17 protein-coding genes and 2 pseudogenes are annotated in these 16187 nt (G+C 40.9%); 16 read left to right on the top strand and 3 right to left on the bottom strand.

What is annotated here, in order from left to right:
- The first annotated feature begins 19 nt into the window (after positions 1 to 19).
- From BLQ81_RS01600 to BLQ81_RS01540, 16 genes and pseudogenes are all read left to right on the top strand, one after another.
- Positions 20 to 364 (top strand): hypothetical protein, encoded by a 345-nt coding sequence (locus BLQ81_RS01600; protein WP_092728212.1) that lies wholly within the window; start codon positions 20 to 22, stop codon positions 362 to 364.
- Positions 365 to 429: 65 nt separating this feature from the next.
- Positions 430 to 924 (top strand): hypothetical protein, encoded by a 495-nt coding sequence (locus tag BLQ81_RS01595; RefSeq protein WP_092728211.1) that lies wholly within the window; start codon positions 430 to 432, stop codon positions 922 to 924.
- A gap of 54 nt (positions 925 to 978) precedes the next feature.
- Positions 979 to 2634, top strand: a complete 1656-nt coding sequence (locus BLQ81_RS01590) for a sodium-dependent transporter (protein WP_092728210.1) — start codon at positions 979 to 981, stop codon at positions 2632 to 2634.
- A gap of 368 nt (positions 2635 to 3002) precedes the next feature.
- Positions 3003 to 4574, top strand: a complete 1572-nt coding sequence (locus tag BLQ81_RS01585) for a tetratricopeptide repeat protein (protein ID WP_092728209.1) — start codon at positions 3003 to 3005, stop codon at positions 4572 to 4574.
- Positions 4564 to 6180, top strand: coding sequence for a glycosyltransferase family 2 protein (locus BLQ81_RS01580; RefSeq protein ID WP_092728208.1), 1617 nt, complete (start codon positions 4564 to 4566; stop codon positions 6178 to 6180). The genes BLQ81_RS01585 and BLQ81_RS01580 overlap by 11 nt, the downstream gene beginning before the upstream one ends.
- Positions 6177 to 7325: a glycoside hydrolase family 26 protein gene (locus BLQ81_RS01575; RefSeq protein WP_092728207.1), complete on the top strand. Its 1149-nt coding sequence runs from the start codon at positions 6177 to 6179 to the stop codon at positions 7323 to 7325. The genes BLQ81_RS01580 and BLQ81_RS01575 overlap by 4 nt, the downstream gene beginning before the upstream one ends.
- A gap of 62 nt (positions 7326 to 7387) precedes the next feature.
- Positions 7388 to 7702 carry a TetR/AcrR family transcriptional regulator gene (locus tag BLQ81_RS22585; RefSeq protein ID WP_245693127.1) on the top strand — a complete coding sequence of 105 codons (315 nt, stop codon included), beginning with the start codon at positions 7388 to 7390 and terminating at the stop codon, positions 7700 to 7702.
- 1 nt (position 7703) lies between these two features.
- The gene (locus BLQ81_RS22580; RefSeq protein ID WP_245693126.1) at positions 7704 to 8006 is read left to right on the top strand and encodes a WHG domain-containing protein; all 303 of its coding nucleotides are present in this window, start codon (positions 7704 to 7706) and stop codon (positions 8004 to 8006) included.
- A gap of 6 nt (positions 8007 to 8012) precedes the next feature.
- Positions 8013 to 8723 (top strand): efflux RND transporter permease subunit, encoded by a 711-nt coding sequence (locus tag BLQ81_RS22575; protein ID WP_245693125.1) that lies wholly within the window; start codon positions 8013 to 8015, stop codon positions 8721 to 8723.
- Between the two features lie 78 nt (positions 8724 to 8801).
- Complete coding sequence (locus BLQ81_RS22570) at positions 8802 to 9677, top strand: efflux RND transporter permease subunit (RefSeq protein ID WP_245693124.1); 876 nt, start codon at positions 8802 to 8804, stop codon at positions 9675 to 9677.
- Between the two features lie 4 nt (positions 9678 to 9681).
- Positions 9682 to 9930 carry an acyl carrier protein gene (locus BLQ81_RS01560; RefSeq protein WP_092728206.1) on the top strand — a complete coding sequence of 83 codons (249 nt, stop codon included), beginning with the start codon at positions 9682 to 9684 and terminating at the stop codon, positions 9928 to 9930.
- 574 nt (positions 9931 to 10504) lie between these two features.
- On the top strand, positions 10505 to 11299 hold the full coding sequence (locus BLQ81_RS01555) for a PAS domain-containing protein (protein WP_317042012.1): 795 nt from the start codon (positions 10505 to 10507) through the stop codon (positions 11297 to 11299).
- Positions 11300 to 11326: 27 nt separating this feature from the next.
- Positions 11327 to 11608: pseudogene (locus BLQ81_RS22895) on the top strand (PAS domain S-box protein); the annotation flags it as partial.
- Positions 11597 to 12025, top strand: a complete 429-nt coding sequence (locus BLQ81_RS22890; protein ID WP_262481035.1) for a PAS domain-containing protein — start codon at positions 11597 to 11599, stop codon at positions 12023 to 12025. The pseudogene BLQ81_RS22895 and the gene BLQ81_RS22890, both read left to right, overlap by 12 nt.
- A complete protein-coding gene (locus tag BLQ81_RS23065; RefSeq protein ID WP_092728203.1) occupies positions 11958 to 12143 on the top strand; it encodes an ATP-binding protein in 186 nt (61 codons plus the stop codon). The genes BLQ81_RS22890 and BLQ81_RS23065 overlap by 68 nt, the downstream gene beginning before the upstream one ends.
- Before the next feature lie 215 nt (positions 12144 to 12358).
- On the top strand, positions 12359 to 13024 hold the full coding sequence (locus BLQ81_RS01540; protein ID WP_092728202.1) for a CAP domain-containing protein: 666 nt from the start codon (positions 12359 to 12361) through the stop codon (positions 13022 to 13024).
- 93 nt (positions 13025 to 13117) lie between these two features.
- Here the strand turns inward: BLQ81_RS01540 and BLQ81_RS01535 are convergent, their stop codons facing one another.
- The 3 genes and pseudogenes from BLQ81_RS01535 to BLQ81_RS01525 all read right to left on the bottom strand — a co-directional run.
- A complete protein-coding gene (locus BLQ81_RS01535) occupies positions 13118 to 14929 on the bottom strand; it encodes a glycoside hydrolase family 2 protein (protein WP_092728201.1) in 1812 nt (603 codons plus the stop codon).
- Positions 14930 to 14956: 27 nt separating this feature from the next.
- Positions 14957 to 15673, bottom strand: coding sequence for a hypothetical protein (locus BLQ81_RS01530; protein ID WP_139183541.1), 717 nt, complete (start codon positions 15671 to 15673; stop codon positions 14957 to 14959).
- 294 nt (positions 15674 to 15967) lie between these two features.
- Positions 15968 to 16187 (bottom strand): annotated as a pseudogene (locus BLQ81_RS01525) (IS4 family transposase); the annotation flags it as partial.

Genomic DNA, 16187 nt, shown 5'->3' with positions numbered 1-16187 from the left:
TTAATTGGAAATCAATAAAATGAAAAAACAGAAAATCGCCTTACTCTTGAGCCTTTCTTGGCTACTAGGGTTAATTGCAGTTTTTTCTTTTCCCCCCGACATTCAATCAGACGCTGATCACGGATCTTCTACCGCTATATTAAGTGAGTGGTCATCCCCGGAACTCATCATCCGCACTTCGGGTGAGATTCCTGAAGTACCGGGATTCAAAGCGGAATGGAGATTTTTTGATCTGATCAGTTCTGATAGGCACATCCAACTGCTTTCCTTAAAAGTTAAAACTCATACGCCTTCTTTTATTAAAAAGTCAAGGCCACTATTTGACGTATTAATCACTTTTTTCTATTTCTTTTATACGTGGTAGACTGTGTTTTTTGATCCGGCACTTAAGCCTTAAAAGACATTTTAAATTTTATCTACCAAAAAATCATGTTCGATATTGATATTCCCACACTTGTTATAGCAAGTGTATTTATAGCTGCTGTATCCGCCATTTTCATTTATTATTCTCTGAAAAGCAAAAAGGAAAGAAAGGAATTTCACGATAAATTCAATCAGTTCATTTCCGGATTGAATCTAAAACCGGAAAAGATAGAAGATTGGCGGAATCGCTACATCCTTGGTATTGATCCGCAGAAACAAACGCTTGTTTATTGTGATTTTGGAAAAAGCGAGGAGAAAATAGCCATTTCACTGCCTGAAGTGAGCAAGGTAGTTGTACACGAAGTTTTTCGGGAACTTGTACAATCCTCAACTTCAAGAAAAGTTCTCGAAAACCTTTTCCTTAAAATCCAATTCAAAAACCCGGGCAAACCTGCCCTCAATCTCCCTATTTACTCTGCTGAAGATTTCTCCGATTTACTCGGTGAGACTGTTTTGGCTTCCAATTGGGCGCAAATTATTAATCAACAGTTAAGCAATTAAGAATAAAGGGCACCCTGGTTCAGGGGCCCTTCTTTCTTTTGAAAATCTTCTATTATGAGCGTAACAAATGAATCTTGGGGTTCGCGCATTGGGCTGATTCTGGCGATGGCAGGCAATGCCGTAGGGCTTGGGAATTTTCTCCGTTTTCCTGTTCAGGCCGTTCAGAATGGTGGTGGTGCTTTCATCATTCCGTACTTAATTTGTTTTCTGCTGTTGGGAATTCCACTGCTTTTCACAGAATGGTCGATCGGTCGCTACGGGGGTAAATTTGGCAATCACAGTACGCCATATATTCTGGATTCGATGAGTAAAAAACCCATATGGAAATACATCGGAGTTTTTGGAATATTTACCAATATCGCTGTGGTCGCCTACTACACCTACATCGAATCCTGGACTTTCATTTATGTACTTCACACCGTATTTGGGACATTTACAGGAATGGGAAAAGAAGAAGTCAGTCTATTCTTTGATCAGTATGTGAACCTTACCGGTTCAAATTTGGGAATTCCTCTCCTTCCTTTGATCGTCTACATTTTGGTTTTGGGAGTGAACGTTTACATCCTTTCCACAGGACTGGGGGGAATAGAAAAAGTAGCAAAAATCGGAATGCCACTGCTTATCATCTTCGGGATTATTTTGGCTTACCAAGGCTGGACCATGGGCGCAGATTTTGCAACTGGGGAATTTCCTGATGCAAATGCTTGGGACGGAATAAATTTCCTTTGGACTCCTCAATACACCTCTTTGGCAGACCCCAAAGTTTGGCTGGCTGCAGCCGGACAGATATTTTTTACCTTATCCGTCGGTATGGGTTCTATCCAATGCTACGCATCCTATGTCAAAGAAAATGAAGACATCGCACTCAATTCACTTTCGGCAGGGTTTACCAATGAATTTGTAGAAGTGCTTCTAGGTAGCGCGATTGTGATACCTATCGCTGCCGGATTTTTGGGTTTAGATTGGGTATTGGAAAATGCAGGCTTCGGGATGGCATTTCAGACAATGCCTTACCTCTTTCAGCAGTGGGGAGCAGTCTTTGGTGCTTTTGCTGGGGTATGTTGGTTTGGCTTATTGTTCTTTGCAGGAATTACCTCCTCACTGGCAATGGGTACGCCATGGATGGGATTTATGAAGGATGAATTTGGCTGGGGCAAAGTCAAAGGTGCTGTGTCATTTGGACTAATCGCACTGGCGATGGGTTTACCGACTGTTTTATTTTACCAGTATGGCTACTTCGATGAGTACGACTACTGGGCAGGAACAGTCAGTTTAGTGGTATTTGCGCTTTTGGAAATCATTTTGTTTGCCTGGGTTTTTGGAATAGATAAAGGCTGGACAGAGCTCAATAGAGGTGCCGATATCCAAATCCCAATGGTCTATAAATGGATTATCAAGTATGTAACCCCAGTGATGCTTTTGATGGTTTTCGTGGGTGCATTGTTTACTCCCGAAGGAAATAACTGGTCAGGTGCAATCGCCACTTTATTGGACGGACAGTTTTATTCCTTGGATTCCAGTTCACTGATTTCCAAAATTACCCATGATGATATCCAAGCCCAAATCCTTTTAAATCCAGAAAAAGCGGAATTCTTTGAGAAAAAGATGTTTTATTCGACTTTAGCGCGAGTTCAACTGGTATTTCTCTTTCTGACAATTACTGCCATAGTTTGGTATTCAACGTTAAATCGCAAAAGAACACTGATATGAACACCTCCGCTTTGATTTTAGCAATAGTCACTCAAGGACTCATCCTTGCTGCGACACTTTACTGTTTTTTCCTGGTTTTGAGAAAACCAGCCGGAAAATAAAATTTAATAAAAAGCTGTCTCTTTCACCCCGAATGTCACATTGAACGCCTGCTTGCCCCCTTGGCAAGAAGTAGAAATACCTTTGAATTCGTTCCAGATGCCTTCGACACTCCTTGACGGCTTACAGGCGCACAGCCTAACATCGGAAAGCCTTATGAGACAGCTTCTTTTTTTGAGTTTGAAAAATGGGAATAACCCAAAATTGAACTTTAACAAGTATAATTGGACTGAATTTCACCCAATTCATATTTTCCTAAAATTGTTCAAATGAAGATTGCACGATTCCTATTTGGAAAACGCATCGCTAGCCTTTGGCTTATTTTGGGTGTATTTCAATTCAGCTTTTTTATTTCTGTGGCAATTGGTCAATCTCAGGGTTTCTATGATTCATTGGACATGGCAAGGTCCAAATTGAATCAGGGCGATATCCGAACTGCATTAGAACTTCTAGAAACTCTCGAAAAAGCGCATCCCGGAGAAGAAAATCTGATCCGCGTCAAGGGACAGGCCCTGTATTGGAGCAAAGACTTCAATGCGATGAGAGCATACTTTAGAAATAGTCTGAAAACTTACCCTAATCTCTACTGGGCAAGGTTGGACTATGGCAGAATTCTGTATGAATTGAATGATTGGAATGAATCTCAGGAAATTCTAAAGGAAAGCTTGAAAATCAATCCGCATGAGCCTGAAACCAATCAGAAATTAGCCGAGCTAAATTATTGGAAAGGCGGTTCCCCAAAAAAGTCTTATGATTACCTCGATGAAATTTTAATTCCGTTTCCTGACAATGAGCTGGCAAACACACTGAAAAAAGAGATCAGAACAGGCACCTCTCCCTATTTGAGCGTAGGAAGTGGTTATTTTTCAGATTCCCAGCCCCTTCAATTTGTTAATCTCTCCACAACCGGGAATTTTTACCAATCAGCAATTTTTCAACCGGGTTTTTCAGCAGAATTCAGATCTTATAGCTCAGGGATAGCTTTACAAATCGCACAGGCTACGAATAAATTCAGCATTCCAAAGACCAATACTTCACTGCTTCTCAGGGGTGGAATGGCAAAATCATCGGTATGGGAAGGTTTCTCATTTACTTACGGAGCAGAGTTTCGCCAAAAAATTCCTAAAAATCTTGAATTGAGTCTCTCAGCTGATCAGGAAGCTTATTTCTTCACCTTAGCAAGTCTTGTAGATCCGATCATTCCTATGTCTTTTCGGACAAGTTTTGGAAGGGAAACTGGAAATAGCTGGACAGGGAAAATTTCATGGCAAAACACTATTTTCGAAGACCAAAATACGGTGAATACCTTAGGTGCATGGTTATTAGTGCCAATTCTGAAACAAGCGGCTTTTCGAATTGATTTTGGCTATTCCTTGAATTTTTCCAATTCCAAAGAGGTCAGATTTTCCGAGGAGCTACCGATCCGAAATACCCCGAAAAACACCGAAATTGGAGCTGTCATTCCCGGATTGTACACCCCCTACTTCACTCCTATAAACCAACAAGTCCATGGAGCCTTGGGGAAAGTCGCCATCAACTTTTCCGAAAATATCGCCTTAAGCCTTACGGGTAACTATGGGTTTTCAGCAAAAATTGACAATCCCAACATGATTTTTTTTGGCTCGACTGGCATGAATCCAAATGCTCCAATTTCAAATAAAGATATTAGTCTCGTTTTGGTGGAAACGTCTTATATTCCTTTGGATTTTAATGCTGTTTTAAATTGGGAAATAAGTCCCAAATCAGCCCTCCTGTTGACCTATGCCTATCAAAAAACCATATTCTTTGATAGCAATTCAATAAATCTGAATTACAACTTTAGAATCTGGAATGATCAATAAATCCTCCAAAGATCTTTGGATCTATCGACGGGCTGCACGCGTGAAGAAATCCCAAAAGTTCCTCCTTGGCGGATTAATCATAGCTGGTTTGATTTCTATTATCAGATTTGGAGACTGGTGGTTCAGGGAAGAACATATCGGGAATTTTGGACTTTTCATCATCCTTTCCATGGTATTATGGTATGGAATGCTCCGTCTGATACTAATTTGGATCAATTACCTGGGACTTAGACGGCCTGAGAAAATACCCGCGCCAGAGGGCCTAAGTGTTGCCATTTTCACGACAAGCAGTCCGGGCGAGCCACTCTCCATGTTTGAAAAAACCCTGGAAGCCTGTGCAAAAATCAGTTACCCACATACCACTTACCTGCTTGACGATACCCAGGATCCTGCCTTCAGGAAAGTGGCGGAAAAGCATGGGGCAGTCTGGCTCGAGTTGGTGGGAATCCCCGGTGCCAAAGCCGGAAAAATCAATGCAGCACTAGCCAAAACTGAAGAAGAATTTATTTTGGTGTTAGATCCTGATCACATCCCCTTTTCAAATTTTCTCGATGAGGTTTTGGGCTTTTTTTCAGATCCTACAGTAGGCTATGTACAAGTTTCCCAAGGCTATTACAACCAATATCGCTCTTTTACCGCAGCAGCGGCAGCAGAACAAACATACACCTTCTACGGGCCGACACAGATGGGAATGTCCGGTTACAATTGTGCAGTGGCCATCGGAGCCAATTGCACCTTTCGGAGGAAAGCACTGGAATCAGCGGGAGGCCATGGGACCGGTTTGGCAGAAGATCTGGTGACAGCAATCCGAATTCATGCACAAGGATGGAAATCCGTATATCACCCGGCCATTGTAGCTCGTGGTTTGGTGCCTGAGGATTTTGGTTCCTTCTGTAAGCAGCAGCTCAAATGGGCCAGAGGAGTCCATGAAGTACTTTTTGATGAAGTCCCCAAGCTTTGGGCCAAACTCAGCATTTGGCAGAAACTCTCCTACCTGACCATCGGCACGTATTATCTGGAGGGATTTACCACTCTGATCTATCTCCTTATTCCTTTCCTGTTTTTCTGGACAGGACTGCTACCGGCTCAAATGTACTTTATGGAATTCCTCAAATTCGGCTTTCCTATTGCCTTGATTTCTCTCGCTATTTACCTGCAAGTACAGCAGTGGCTTTGTCATCCAAGTCACGAAAGTGGCCTACATTGGCGAGGTATGGTGATGAAATTTGCCTGCTGGCCAGTGTTCCTTTTGGGATTTATTCTTTCAATCTTGGACAAAAAAATCCCCTATATCCCCACCGCAAAGCAAGCGGTCATTACCAAAATCTCCCCTTTTGCCAAGCCTTTGTTGATTCAGATTTTCCTCTTTTTTATTACGCTTGGCTGGATTATTTATCAGCGTATATACATTCTTTCTGAGGTTCAGATTCTAGCAAGTACCGAAATTACCTATGGAATGTTATTCTTTGCATTTATTCCATTCCTTATGGCAATTTTCTCGCTGTATGCAGTCTGGGAATCAGGACGGCTTAAAGTGACTTCCCCATGGGAAGACGTCAAAATTGAATCTATTTCTGCCAAAGATCCATCCCAACCCACACAATGAAAAAAATAATTTATAGACTGATATTGGTTTTAGGAGCAATTGCAATAGGTGTGGCTTTGGTTTCTGGATTAGCGTTCTTTGGTGACAAATCCACTGGACCGGTTCAGGATTTTTTCAATTCCCTGAATAAATCCGTCCATAATTTGGAAGGAGATTATATTCTAAAGAGGAGAACGGTATCAAGGGCTCAGCGACTAAGTTGGCTGGCTCCTGCTTTGAGAAATGTTGATTCACTTAAGAACATCAAAGGAATTCTCCTGGGGGCTTATGATAACAGATCCGACATTTCACTGCAACCCATCGTAGATCTGGAAGATTCATTAAAAACCACTTTTCCACTGATCCAAATTTATACTGCATGGGGTAGCAAAAGAGAACAGAAATTCCCCATTGAAAAGGTAAGATCTATTTCAGCATTGGGTTCCATACCTGTGATTACCTGGGAACCCTGGCTTAATGACTTCACGGAGGGAGAAAATTCCGATTTGACTGCCACTCAGGATCCGAATAAAAACGGGCTTAAAAGAATTGTGGACGGAAAGTATGACAACTACCTCAGGCAGTGGGCTATCGAAGCCAGAAACTCCGGAGTCACACTATTGTTGAGGATGGGCCATGAAATGAATGACCCATACCGCTATCCTTGGGGACCGCAAAATAACGAGCCGAGCGATTTTGTAGCAGCCTGGAAACATGTCGTGGAGCTTTTTCGCCGTGAGAAAGCAACCAATATCGTTTGGGTATGGGCCCCACATCTCGCCTATGGTGAATTTGATGCCTTCTACCCAGGTTCAGATTGGGTGGACTGGACAGGAACAGGAACATTGAATTATGGAACAGTAGCACCTTGGAGTCAATGGTGGACATTTGAAGAGATTTTCGGAAATCATTATCCGAGTTTGGAAGCCTTCAAGAAACCAATTTTAATATCTGAATTTGGTTCTCTTGCAGTAGGAGGAGATCGATCCAAATGGTATGCTGATGCATTTCGTGGTTTTGAAGAAAAATATCCAAGCGTCAAAGGTCTTATGTTTTTTCATCATGGAAATGACGCAAGCACAACCTACCAAAGCCTCAATTGGCAAATAACCTCCGATCCTGCTGTTCTGGATTCGATTAGATCAAATCTTTTTCGGTTAAAATAATTTTAAAAATATTTTAAAATTTAAACAGTGTTCAATTAAAGTTGATTGTTCAATAAAATTGTATGGGGATCACAGATCGAAAAGAGCGGGACAAAGAGGGGTTGAGAGAACGGATTTTGGTTGCCGCCAAATCACTATTTCTTGAGAAAGGTGTCGAAAAGACCTCAATCCGAAATATTGCAGACCGAATCGAGTACAGCCCGGGAATAATCTACCACTATTTTAGGGACAAAAACGAGATTTTTCACGCATTGCATCAGGGAGGATTTCTTCAATTAATGGAAAAAATGCAGGTGTTGGCTTCCGTGAGAAACCCAATGGAGCGATTGAAAGCCATGGGAAGTATTTATATAAGATTCGCTATGGAAAAACCCTGATATGTATGATCTTATGTTTATCAAGGAAGCGCCTTTAGATCATGTTTTCAATTCTGAACATGATCATTGGAAAGAATTCGGAGGAACATTTAATTACCTCCGAATGACAATAGACAACTGTATGGAAGCGGGCCATTTCAAAGGTCACGAACCCGAGGCACTGTCTTACATGATCTGGGCTACAGTTCATGGACTGGTTTCTTTGAATATCAGGAAGCGATGCGAAGTAGTACTGCCCCATCGTCAGGAGAACATTGTGGCCGATGGACTTGAAGAATTCTATAAAATTCTGGATAGACTCTAAAAAAAATTGCTCTATCATAACGAGGATGTCAATGAAAAATACCAGGAACTTGTCCGGAAGGTAAATACGCTTCGCCCGGATCATCCGGAGGATATATTTTCCATCAGGATCAATAAAGCCCGTCCTTCAGATGTCAATATTCTTCAGATCGCCTTAATAAGCGAAAACGCCTCCCGAGACCTCTTAAAAAAATACGGCGAAAGACTTCAGGAAGAATTGGAGAAAATCACCGAATTGAAAAAAGTGGCACTGTTTGGCCTCCCTGATCAAATCGTAAGAGTAGATCTCAAACTGGATAAAATTGCCGAAATGAACATTCCACTGAATGCCATTATTGGGAGTATCCAAAGTGAATTGAGCAATATTCCGGGGGGTCAGGTAGAGGCCGGAAGCAAAACCTTCAATGTAAAAACCAGCGGGAATTACACCTCTGCCGAAGAAATCAGTGAGACCATAGTCTTTTCGAGACATGGTAAAACTATCCAGCTGAAAGATGTCGCCGATGTGAAAAATGATTTTGAGGAAACGAAACACATCACCCGTCTGAATGGCTATCGGTCAATTTTTGTGACTGCGGCACTCAAAGAAGGCAACAACATTTCCACAGTGCAGGAAAAGTATCAATTAGCCATCGCTAAAGTTAAAAGTGAATTGCCGGAAAATATCGATCTGATCACCGCATTTTATCAAGGAAACTCAGGGAACAATCTACGTTAATAACCCGGTGTCAAATTTAAAAACAGATGTCCGTGTTGCCATTCAAAAAGAAAAAGCAAGGCAGCTGGGATCAATATTGTGGATATCGACCGAACAGTAAGGCTTGCACTGACGGGATTGAACCTCGGGTCTTTCACCGATCCAATAGGGCAAAAGCGCAACATTCTCTTAACCTCCTCAAGGGCTGAAAAAGCAACATTAGCTAATCTGGATGGTGTATACATCACCAATCAACTTGGCACGGGAGTACGAGTACCACTTTCTCAAATCGCCACTTTGGAACTGGAAAGCAGCATCTTGACCATTGATCACTTCGACAAAGTCCGGTCAGTATCTGTTTCAACTTTCGTGGATCAAAGTTTTCTTTCCGACCGGGTGATTTCTGAAGTCATGAAAAAAATGGACGCAGTTAGTCTTCCTGTCGGGTATTCTTACAAAATGGGGGGAGAATATGAGAGCCGTCAAGAATCCTTTGCCGGATTTAACACCGTGATAATTATCACGGTATTCCTCTTCATCGCCGTATTAATATTTCTGTTCAAAACGTTCAAAAGCACCATTATCGTACTTTCTGTAATTCCGCTTGGAATGGTTGGAGCCTTGACAGCACTTTGGATTATCGGAAACTCTTTGTCCTTTGTAGCAATTATAGGACTGATTGCGTTAGCAGGCATAGAAGTGAAAACTTCCATTTTGCTGGTTGACTTCACCAATCAGTTGCGATTGGAAGGAAAACAACTAGACGCGGCAATTCGGGAAGCCGGAGAAATTCGATTTTTGCCGATTGTTTTGACAACTATTACGGCGATTGGAGGTTTAATTCCCATTGCATTAAGTACCAATCCGCTGATATCTCCACTTGCTATCGTGTTGATTGGAGGATTGATCAGTTCCACTTTACTTTCAAGAATCGTCACTCCGGTGATGTATAAATCATTACCTCCTAAAATTTGATCACATGAGCCAACATTTCACACAACTTAAAAAAGCCGTAGAAGTATTTCACTCCTACGGAATCTCACTTTCAGGTCAGCGTAAAAACGACCATTTCGTTCAGCAACTGAACATGGACCCCGTTTTTATAAACGGCTTGATATTCGAATTAGAATACAACCTTCAGGTGTGTATCCAAGATGAAATGCTCGGAAAAGCCTGCACTCCAAGAGAAGTTATACGAATGCTGCTTACGATTCCACAAAATAATTAATCGAAAAGCGGAGGTTTATCTCCGCTTTTTTGTTTTTCGTTCGAGTAATTAATTGTTCTTATTTTTTTTCTTTTGGGGATTTTTTTTTCCAATAGTGTGGATATTTCCCACGATTATCTCCAAATCAAAAACCTTTACTCGGATCCAAAAAAGGGATTTAATTTACATTTCAAGGCATTTAAAACCAGTACTTGCTTATTCCAATATGTGTATTCGGTTAGCTGCACGTACCCAAATAAAGGTAGAATTAAGTTCCAATTGAATGTGCTGTGGACTGTTGACAGTCGTCTGTGGACGTGTATCCGCATACAAAATACCCCAAATCTAGTCCACGTGCATCAGTGCGGATACACATATATTCCAATCATCTTTGGACAGTTAAATAGCTTTTCATTCAAAATTACTGGCATCCGAGATAAAATTTCTTCCAATAAATTTCATCTTTGAATAGTTCAAAACAAATAAGACGGAGGGCCTTGCAGCTCTTCCGTCTATTTCAAAATGTTGCGTTCTACCAAAAACTTAACAGTATGGAGGAAGATAATAAAAATTTCAATTCCGGGCTTCCTATCATCTGCCACTCGAGCAATTTGAGTCACTGACGAACTCTGGAACATGGAAGTATAATTTGGACACCGATACCACCCAGTGGTCTGACAATGTTTTTCGAATGTTGGGATATGAACCTCAGGAGTTTGAAGTAAACTTTGACACAGCGGTTTCTATCATTCATGAAGATGACAGGGATGAAGCAATTTTTCATATGCAGGAGGTTATTTCTCAAAACCAAGAATACAACATCAAGAAAAGACTGATCAAGAAAGACGGAGAAATAATATTGGTAAATTCCAAAGGCAAACTTATTTCTGAAGAAAAAAGCGGTCAGAAAAAATTGATTGGTGTATTTCAAAACATCACAGAGTACGTCCAAACAAAAGAAAAACTCAAAACAGTTAAAAAGAAAAATCGGTCTTTAATTGAAAATTTAGACGGGATTTTTTGGGAAGCTGATGCTAACACTTTTGAATTCACCTATGTCAGTCCACAAGTTAAGCGAATCAAAGGCTATTCTTCAAAGGAGTGGCTTGCAACCAAAGACTTTTGGAAGAATCATATTTATCCAGCAGACCGCCAGTATTCTATTCAAACTTGCCATAACGAAACACAAAAAATAAAAGATCATGCCATTGATTATCGGTTTTTGGCAAAAGACGGCAAAATTATCTGGTTCAATGATCGGGTAAAAGTAATCTCAAGGAAGGGAAAGCCTTACAAATTGCAGGGCTTAATGGTCGAAATCACCAAAGAAAGGCAAATTAGTCAAGCGCTTAAAGATGAAATCAACCTCAATCAGTCGCTTATCCAGTAATTACCAAGTGTATTCTTTCAATTCAATACAGAAGGAAAACTCCTGCTTTGGAACCATCAACTGGAAAAGGAATCGGAATATTCATCGGATGAAATTACAAAGATGTCACCTGAATCATTTTTTGCAGGCGAGAATAATCTCACCATCAAATATCATATCAAAAAAGTAATAGATGAAGGGGCTACAGACCTTGAATTGGAAATACTTTCTAAAACAGGTAAGAAGACTCCCTTTTTCTTTTCAGTTTCACGGTTTTTTTATCAGGATGAGATTTGCATCTTTGGTACTGGCCAAAATATCAGTGAACTAGTAGAAAGTCGCAAATCCACAGCTCAACATATCGAGCGTTATCAAATCGTAACACAAGCCACAAGTGATGCGATTTGGGATTACGATAGAAAGAAAAATAGCCTCTATTGGGGAGAAGGCTTTTTATCTCTTTTTGGCTACAATCCGAGCAAAATCGAACCAAGCTTTGAATTTCTGCTCAGTTTAATCCATCCGGATGACCGTAACAGAATTTTCAGATTAATCCAGCTTTACATCGATCCAAAGTCATCGAAAAAAAACTGGCTGGAAGAGTACCGTTTTCTCAAAAGTGATGGCACCTATGCTATCGTACTGGATAAGGCCATATTTATAAGAGATGACTTAGGAAATGTCACCAGAGTGGTCGGGGCAATGCAGGATATTTTTCCGACGACTACATGGCAGAAAGGATTTTGACGGTACGGGTATTGGTCTTTCAATCGTGAAGAAGGCAGTGGAATTTTTAGAAGGAGAAATCACCTTAAAATCACAGGTGGGTGTAGGGACAGAATTCACATTCACAATCAAAAAATAGTTTTTTTTGAAAGTGGTCGATTTCAAGAAATCAAAATTGACCTTCTTATTTCAAATAAAAATATTTTCAGTTTTTAAAAATAAACGGACTTCATCTTCGTCCTAATGCTAAGAAACTGATACGATGAAATCAAGCTTGTCGGAGGCGACCCACACTGGAATGGTTATCAAACTTGCGAGATTCCATCTGACCAATAAAAATCAAATTATAAACAGATGAAAACACCGCTGATTTTGAGTTTTTCTTTGCTCTCTTTTATTGCACAGGCTCAGACATGGACTCCTGAATCCTATAAAGTTTATAATGAGAGCACTTTTTACCGCTTAGAATCGCTCTACGAAGTGATTGATTTCAAAAAAGTAAACTTTGATCTGCTCCAGGCAGCAATTTTCTATGTCACCAACGAAGAACGAAAAAAGGCTAATCTTAAGCCTTTTGAATTTCAATCCAAAATCGAAAATGTCGCTGCCGGACACGCCCAGGATATGGTCAAATATGGCTTTTACTCTCATACTAGCAGTATACGTATCAAAAGAACAGTGCAGGATCGATTTCACTTGGAAGGATTAAATCCAAAATATTATGGAGAAAATATTTGCTCAACTTATGGGTTACAGTACCAGAGTGGACGAAAGGTAAATCCCCCCTATCCTTCCGGAGAATTTACTTATGCACTTACTTCCAAGCGTGAAAAAATCCCTCCTCACACCTACATTTCCTTTGCAAAAGAAGTGGTGAAACTTTGGATGAATTCACCGGGACATCGCCAAAACATCCTCAATCCCAACTTTACCTCACTCGGTTGTGGCGCAAGACTTTACCTCGAAAAAAGCTTTTACAATATGCCCTACTTTATGGTAGTCCAAAATTTTGGAAGCTGATAAACTCTAAATACTGCTCTAATCTTCCCCAAATTGCCTTGCGGCCAAAGCTTTTTTTTTAAAAGACCTCTATCGGCCTCTCCAAAGTGGTCTTTATTTGTACAGTTTTTCGTGGGCCTTTCTCAACTCCTCTAGTGCGATTTTTATAACCTTCCGATCATAAGTCATGAGCCCATTGGTTTCAACTTCCACATCTGTGGTTTGGGTATAAATGGCAGCAGCGAGACCCTTTGGTATTAATTCAGCCATATCTTCCAGCAAAATCATGTAGCGTGCCTTCAACTCTTCTTTTGAAGTGAAACTCTGATAGCCCCAATTATCCTTGATCTGCCAAGTATGCCCTTCGATTGGCAATCCCAAGCCTCCATATTCTCCTAAAACCAAAATATTTTTCTCTCCAAAAATTCTGGGATCCGGCATCACCGGGTCCGGATAATTGTGCAAATCCATGATATCTCCAACCACTTTTGTGCCTTCCATTTCGAAGTTTCCACCACTCGCAGAATTGATCAAGCGACTGGGATCAAGTTCTCGGGTCATTTGGGTGATTTCTGTTGTTTTAAACTGTCCCCAAGCCTCGTTAAATGGAACCCAAGCAACTATGCATGGAAAAAACCGAAATTCATTGATAATTTCTTTCCATTCAGTTTTGAAGATTTCCTCAGATTCTGCGGTTCGCTTTTTATTCATTCCCTCACGGATCACTCCGGGTCGGATTTCCCAACGGTTGCCCATATCGCCACTTGGCATATCTTGCCAAACAAGCATTCCCAGCCGATCAGCATGGTAATACCAGCGGGCTGGCTCTACTTTTACATGCTTTCTGATCATATTGAAGCCCATTTCCTTCGTTTTTTGGATATCAAAAAGGAGCGCTTCATCTGTCGGGGCCGTGTACAATCCGTCTGGCCACCAGCCTTGATCTAAAGTTCCATATTGAAAAAGAGCTTTCCCATTTAGGAACATTCGTTGGTGTCCATTTTCGTCTTTCCCCATTCTTATGTCTCGGTATGCTGCATAGGAGGTAACCTGATCGACAATCTTTTTTCCTTCCAGTACTTTAATACTAACCTCATATAGAAATGGAGAATCAGGCGACCATGTTTTTGGATTTTGAAGGCGAACAGGCAGCGGTTTATTGGCCTGGGCTTTGAAGCTTGACACAAGCTTACCTCCGTCCAATAAGGTTACCTCAACTTCCTGACCCGGCTTTGGATTGGTGATTTCAGGATAGAATATCTGCGCTGAATTTTCCCAATCTGTAGTTGAATAGATTGAGGAAACATGTGTTGAGGGCACCTCAAGGATGTAAACACTTTGCCAAATGCCTGTTACCGGAGTATACCAAATTCCTTTTGGTTCTTTAACTTGCTTTCCTCTTGGCTGAGGTCCGGCATCGCTTGGATCCCAAACCCTCACCCGAATTTTTTGCGATTTCCCTTTTACCAAAAAATCAGTGATATCAAAACTGAAAGAATCAAATCCTCCTTGATGCTTTCCTACATTTTTTTCGTTAACCCAGACTTCAGCCTCCCAATCCACCGCGCCAAACTTTAGAATTATCCGCTTTCCTTTGGGACTCAACTGCAAATCAAAACGTCGTTCGTACCAAAGTTCATTTTCTGATCCCACCGTGAGCTGAACCCCTGAAAGATAGGACTCTACAGGAAACGGAACAGTGATTTTCCCTGCAAATCCTGTCTCAGGACTGCTGCCTTTTGGCAAAATCGCAAAATCCCATGACCCATTTAAACTTTGCCATGCTTGCCGTAGCAATTGGGGCTCTGGATACTCCGGATGGGGATTCTCAAGATTTACCAAGTCAGTCCATGGAGTTTTTAGGGTGGTTTGTGATAAACTGACAGTGGAAAACAAGAAAAGAGCAAAAAAGAAAAAAGGTCTCATAGTAGGTTAGGACGGTGAAGATTAAACTTATTGAAAATGAAACCAAAGTACAAGGGGGCTTGAAAAAACTCTCTGATGTGTTGATCCGAGTGCTGAAGGAGTTTGAGGTTCTTTGGCAGGCTGGGTTTCAGGCCTATTAAATAAGAATGCCAAATCTGATTTTAGAAAAGGCAAGGTGGAATTACCGAAGTGAGATTGGCCAAGACCTAAAAATAAGCCGGCTGTTTCGGTACTCACATCAATTGTCACGGATTCAAATTCCAGCTTAGCGGTCTGAAATGGTTGAAAAAATCCGGGATCCTCTGACTGAATCGCTATTTCTGGACTTGACATGGGTGTAAAATTCTGATTTTTCCATTGACCAAAACCAGCCCCTGCTGAATTCCAAGAAACCTGATAGAGCATTTGGTCAGGATAGTTAAACCCCAAGCCCAACCATCCCAAATCCGAAAAGTCAGACGGCGGAGCAGAGGCTACCATCTTCAATTGTCCATTTTCCAAGACTGTCCAAGTTAAGACATGAGGCCAAGGTCTATAAGAAGATTGGATTTGAATCGAGCCGTCCTTTAATTTTTTCCAATTTACGTTAGTAAACGTACTCCAATTACCTTCATTATTAGGCACTTGGGAGAAATGCAATACATGCATTCCCACTTTCACCTTGTCCAATGTTCCTCTTGCTTTTCCAAAAACAAAAATTTTCTCCCCGACAGTGACTTGTAATTCGGTATTTGATTCCCTCACCGAAATCCTATCTGAAGGAACAAATTCCGCGAAGTTAAAAACCAAATTTGGAACAACACTATGGTTACTATTTGCAATTGGACTAACCAACAAAATCATGGAAATTATGAACTGAAAGGGCATAGACGCTAGAAATCAAAGTAATTTAGATTCTAAAGTAACTTTTATCCTAATATATAAAAATCCACTTCTTATAAAATTCACCTGTAATCGCTATTGCAAATCATATTCGATCAATGCTGTCCTAAACAATCTTAGGGATTGTTGAAGTTATGGGTTTTTCTTTTGTTGAGACTATTTTTTGTAGAAATCTGGAAACAGAACCCCCTGTAGGCTTTTTGCAGGTGGTTTTTCATGGTTTTCAAAGGGTTTGTCGAGCCATTTTTGGAGTTCAATTTTGACAAAGATATTCAGTCGGATAAATGCGACCAGATTGGACAGGTGCCACCCAAATTTAGCCGTAGCTTTCATGACCTTGAGCAGTAAGATGGTGATCAAAGCGGTCCAGATTTGG

It is taken from the genome of Algoriphagus alkaliphilus, from assembly GCF_900103735.1.
GTDB lineage: Bacteria > Bacteroidota > Bacteroidia > Cytophagales > Cyclobacteriaceae > Algoriphagus > Algoriphagus alkaliphilus.
This window is presented reverse-complemented; position numbering and strand designations above follow the sequence as displayed.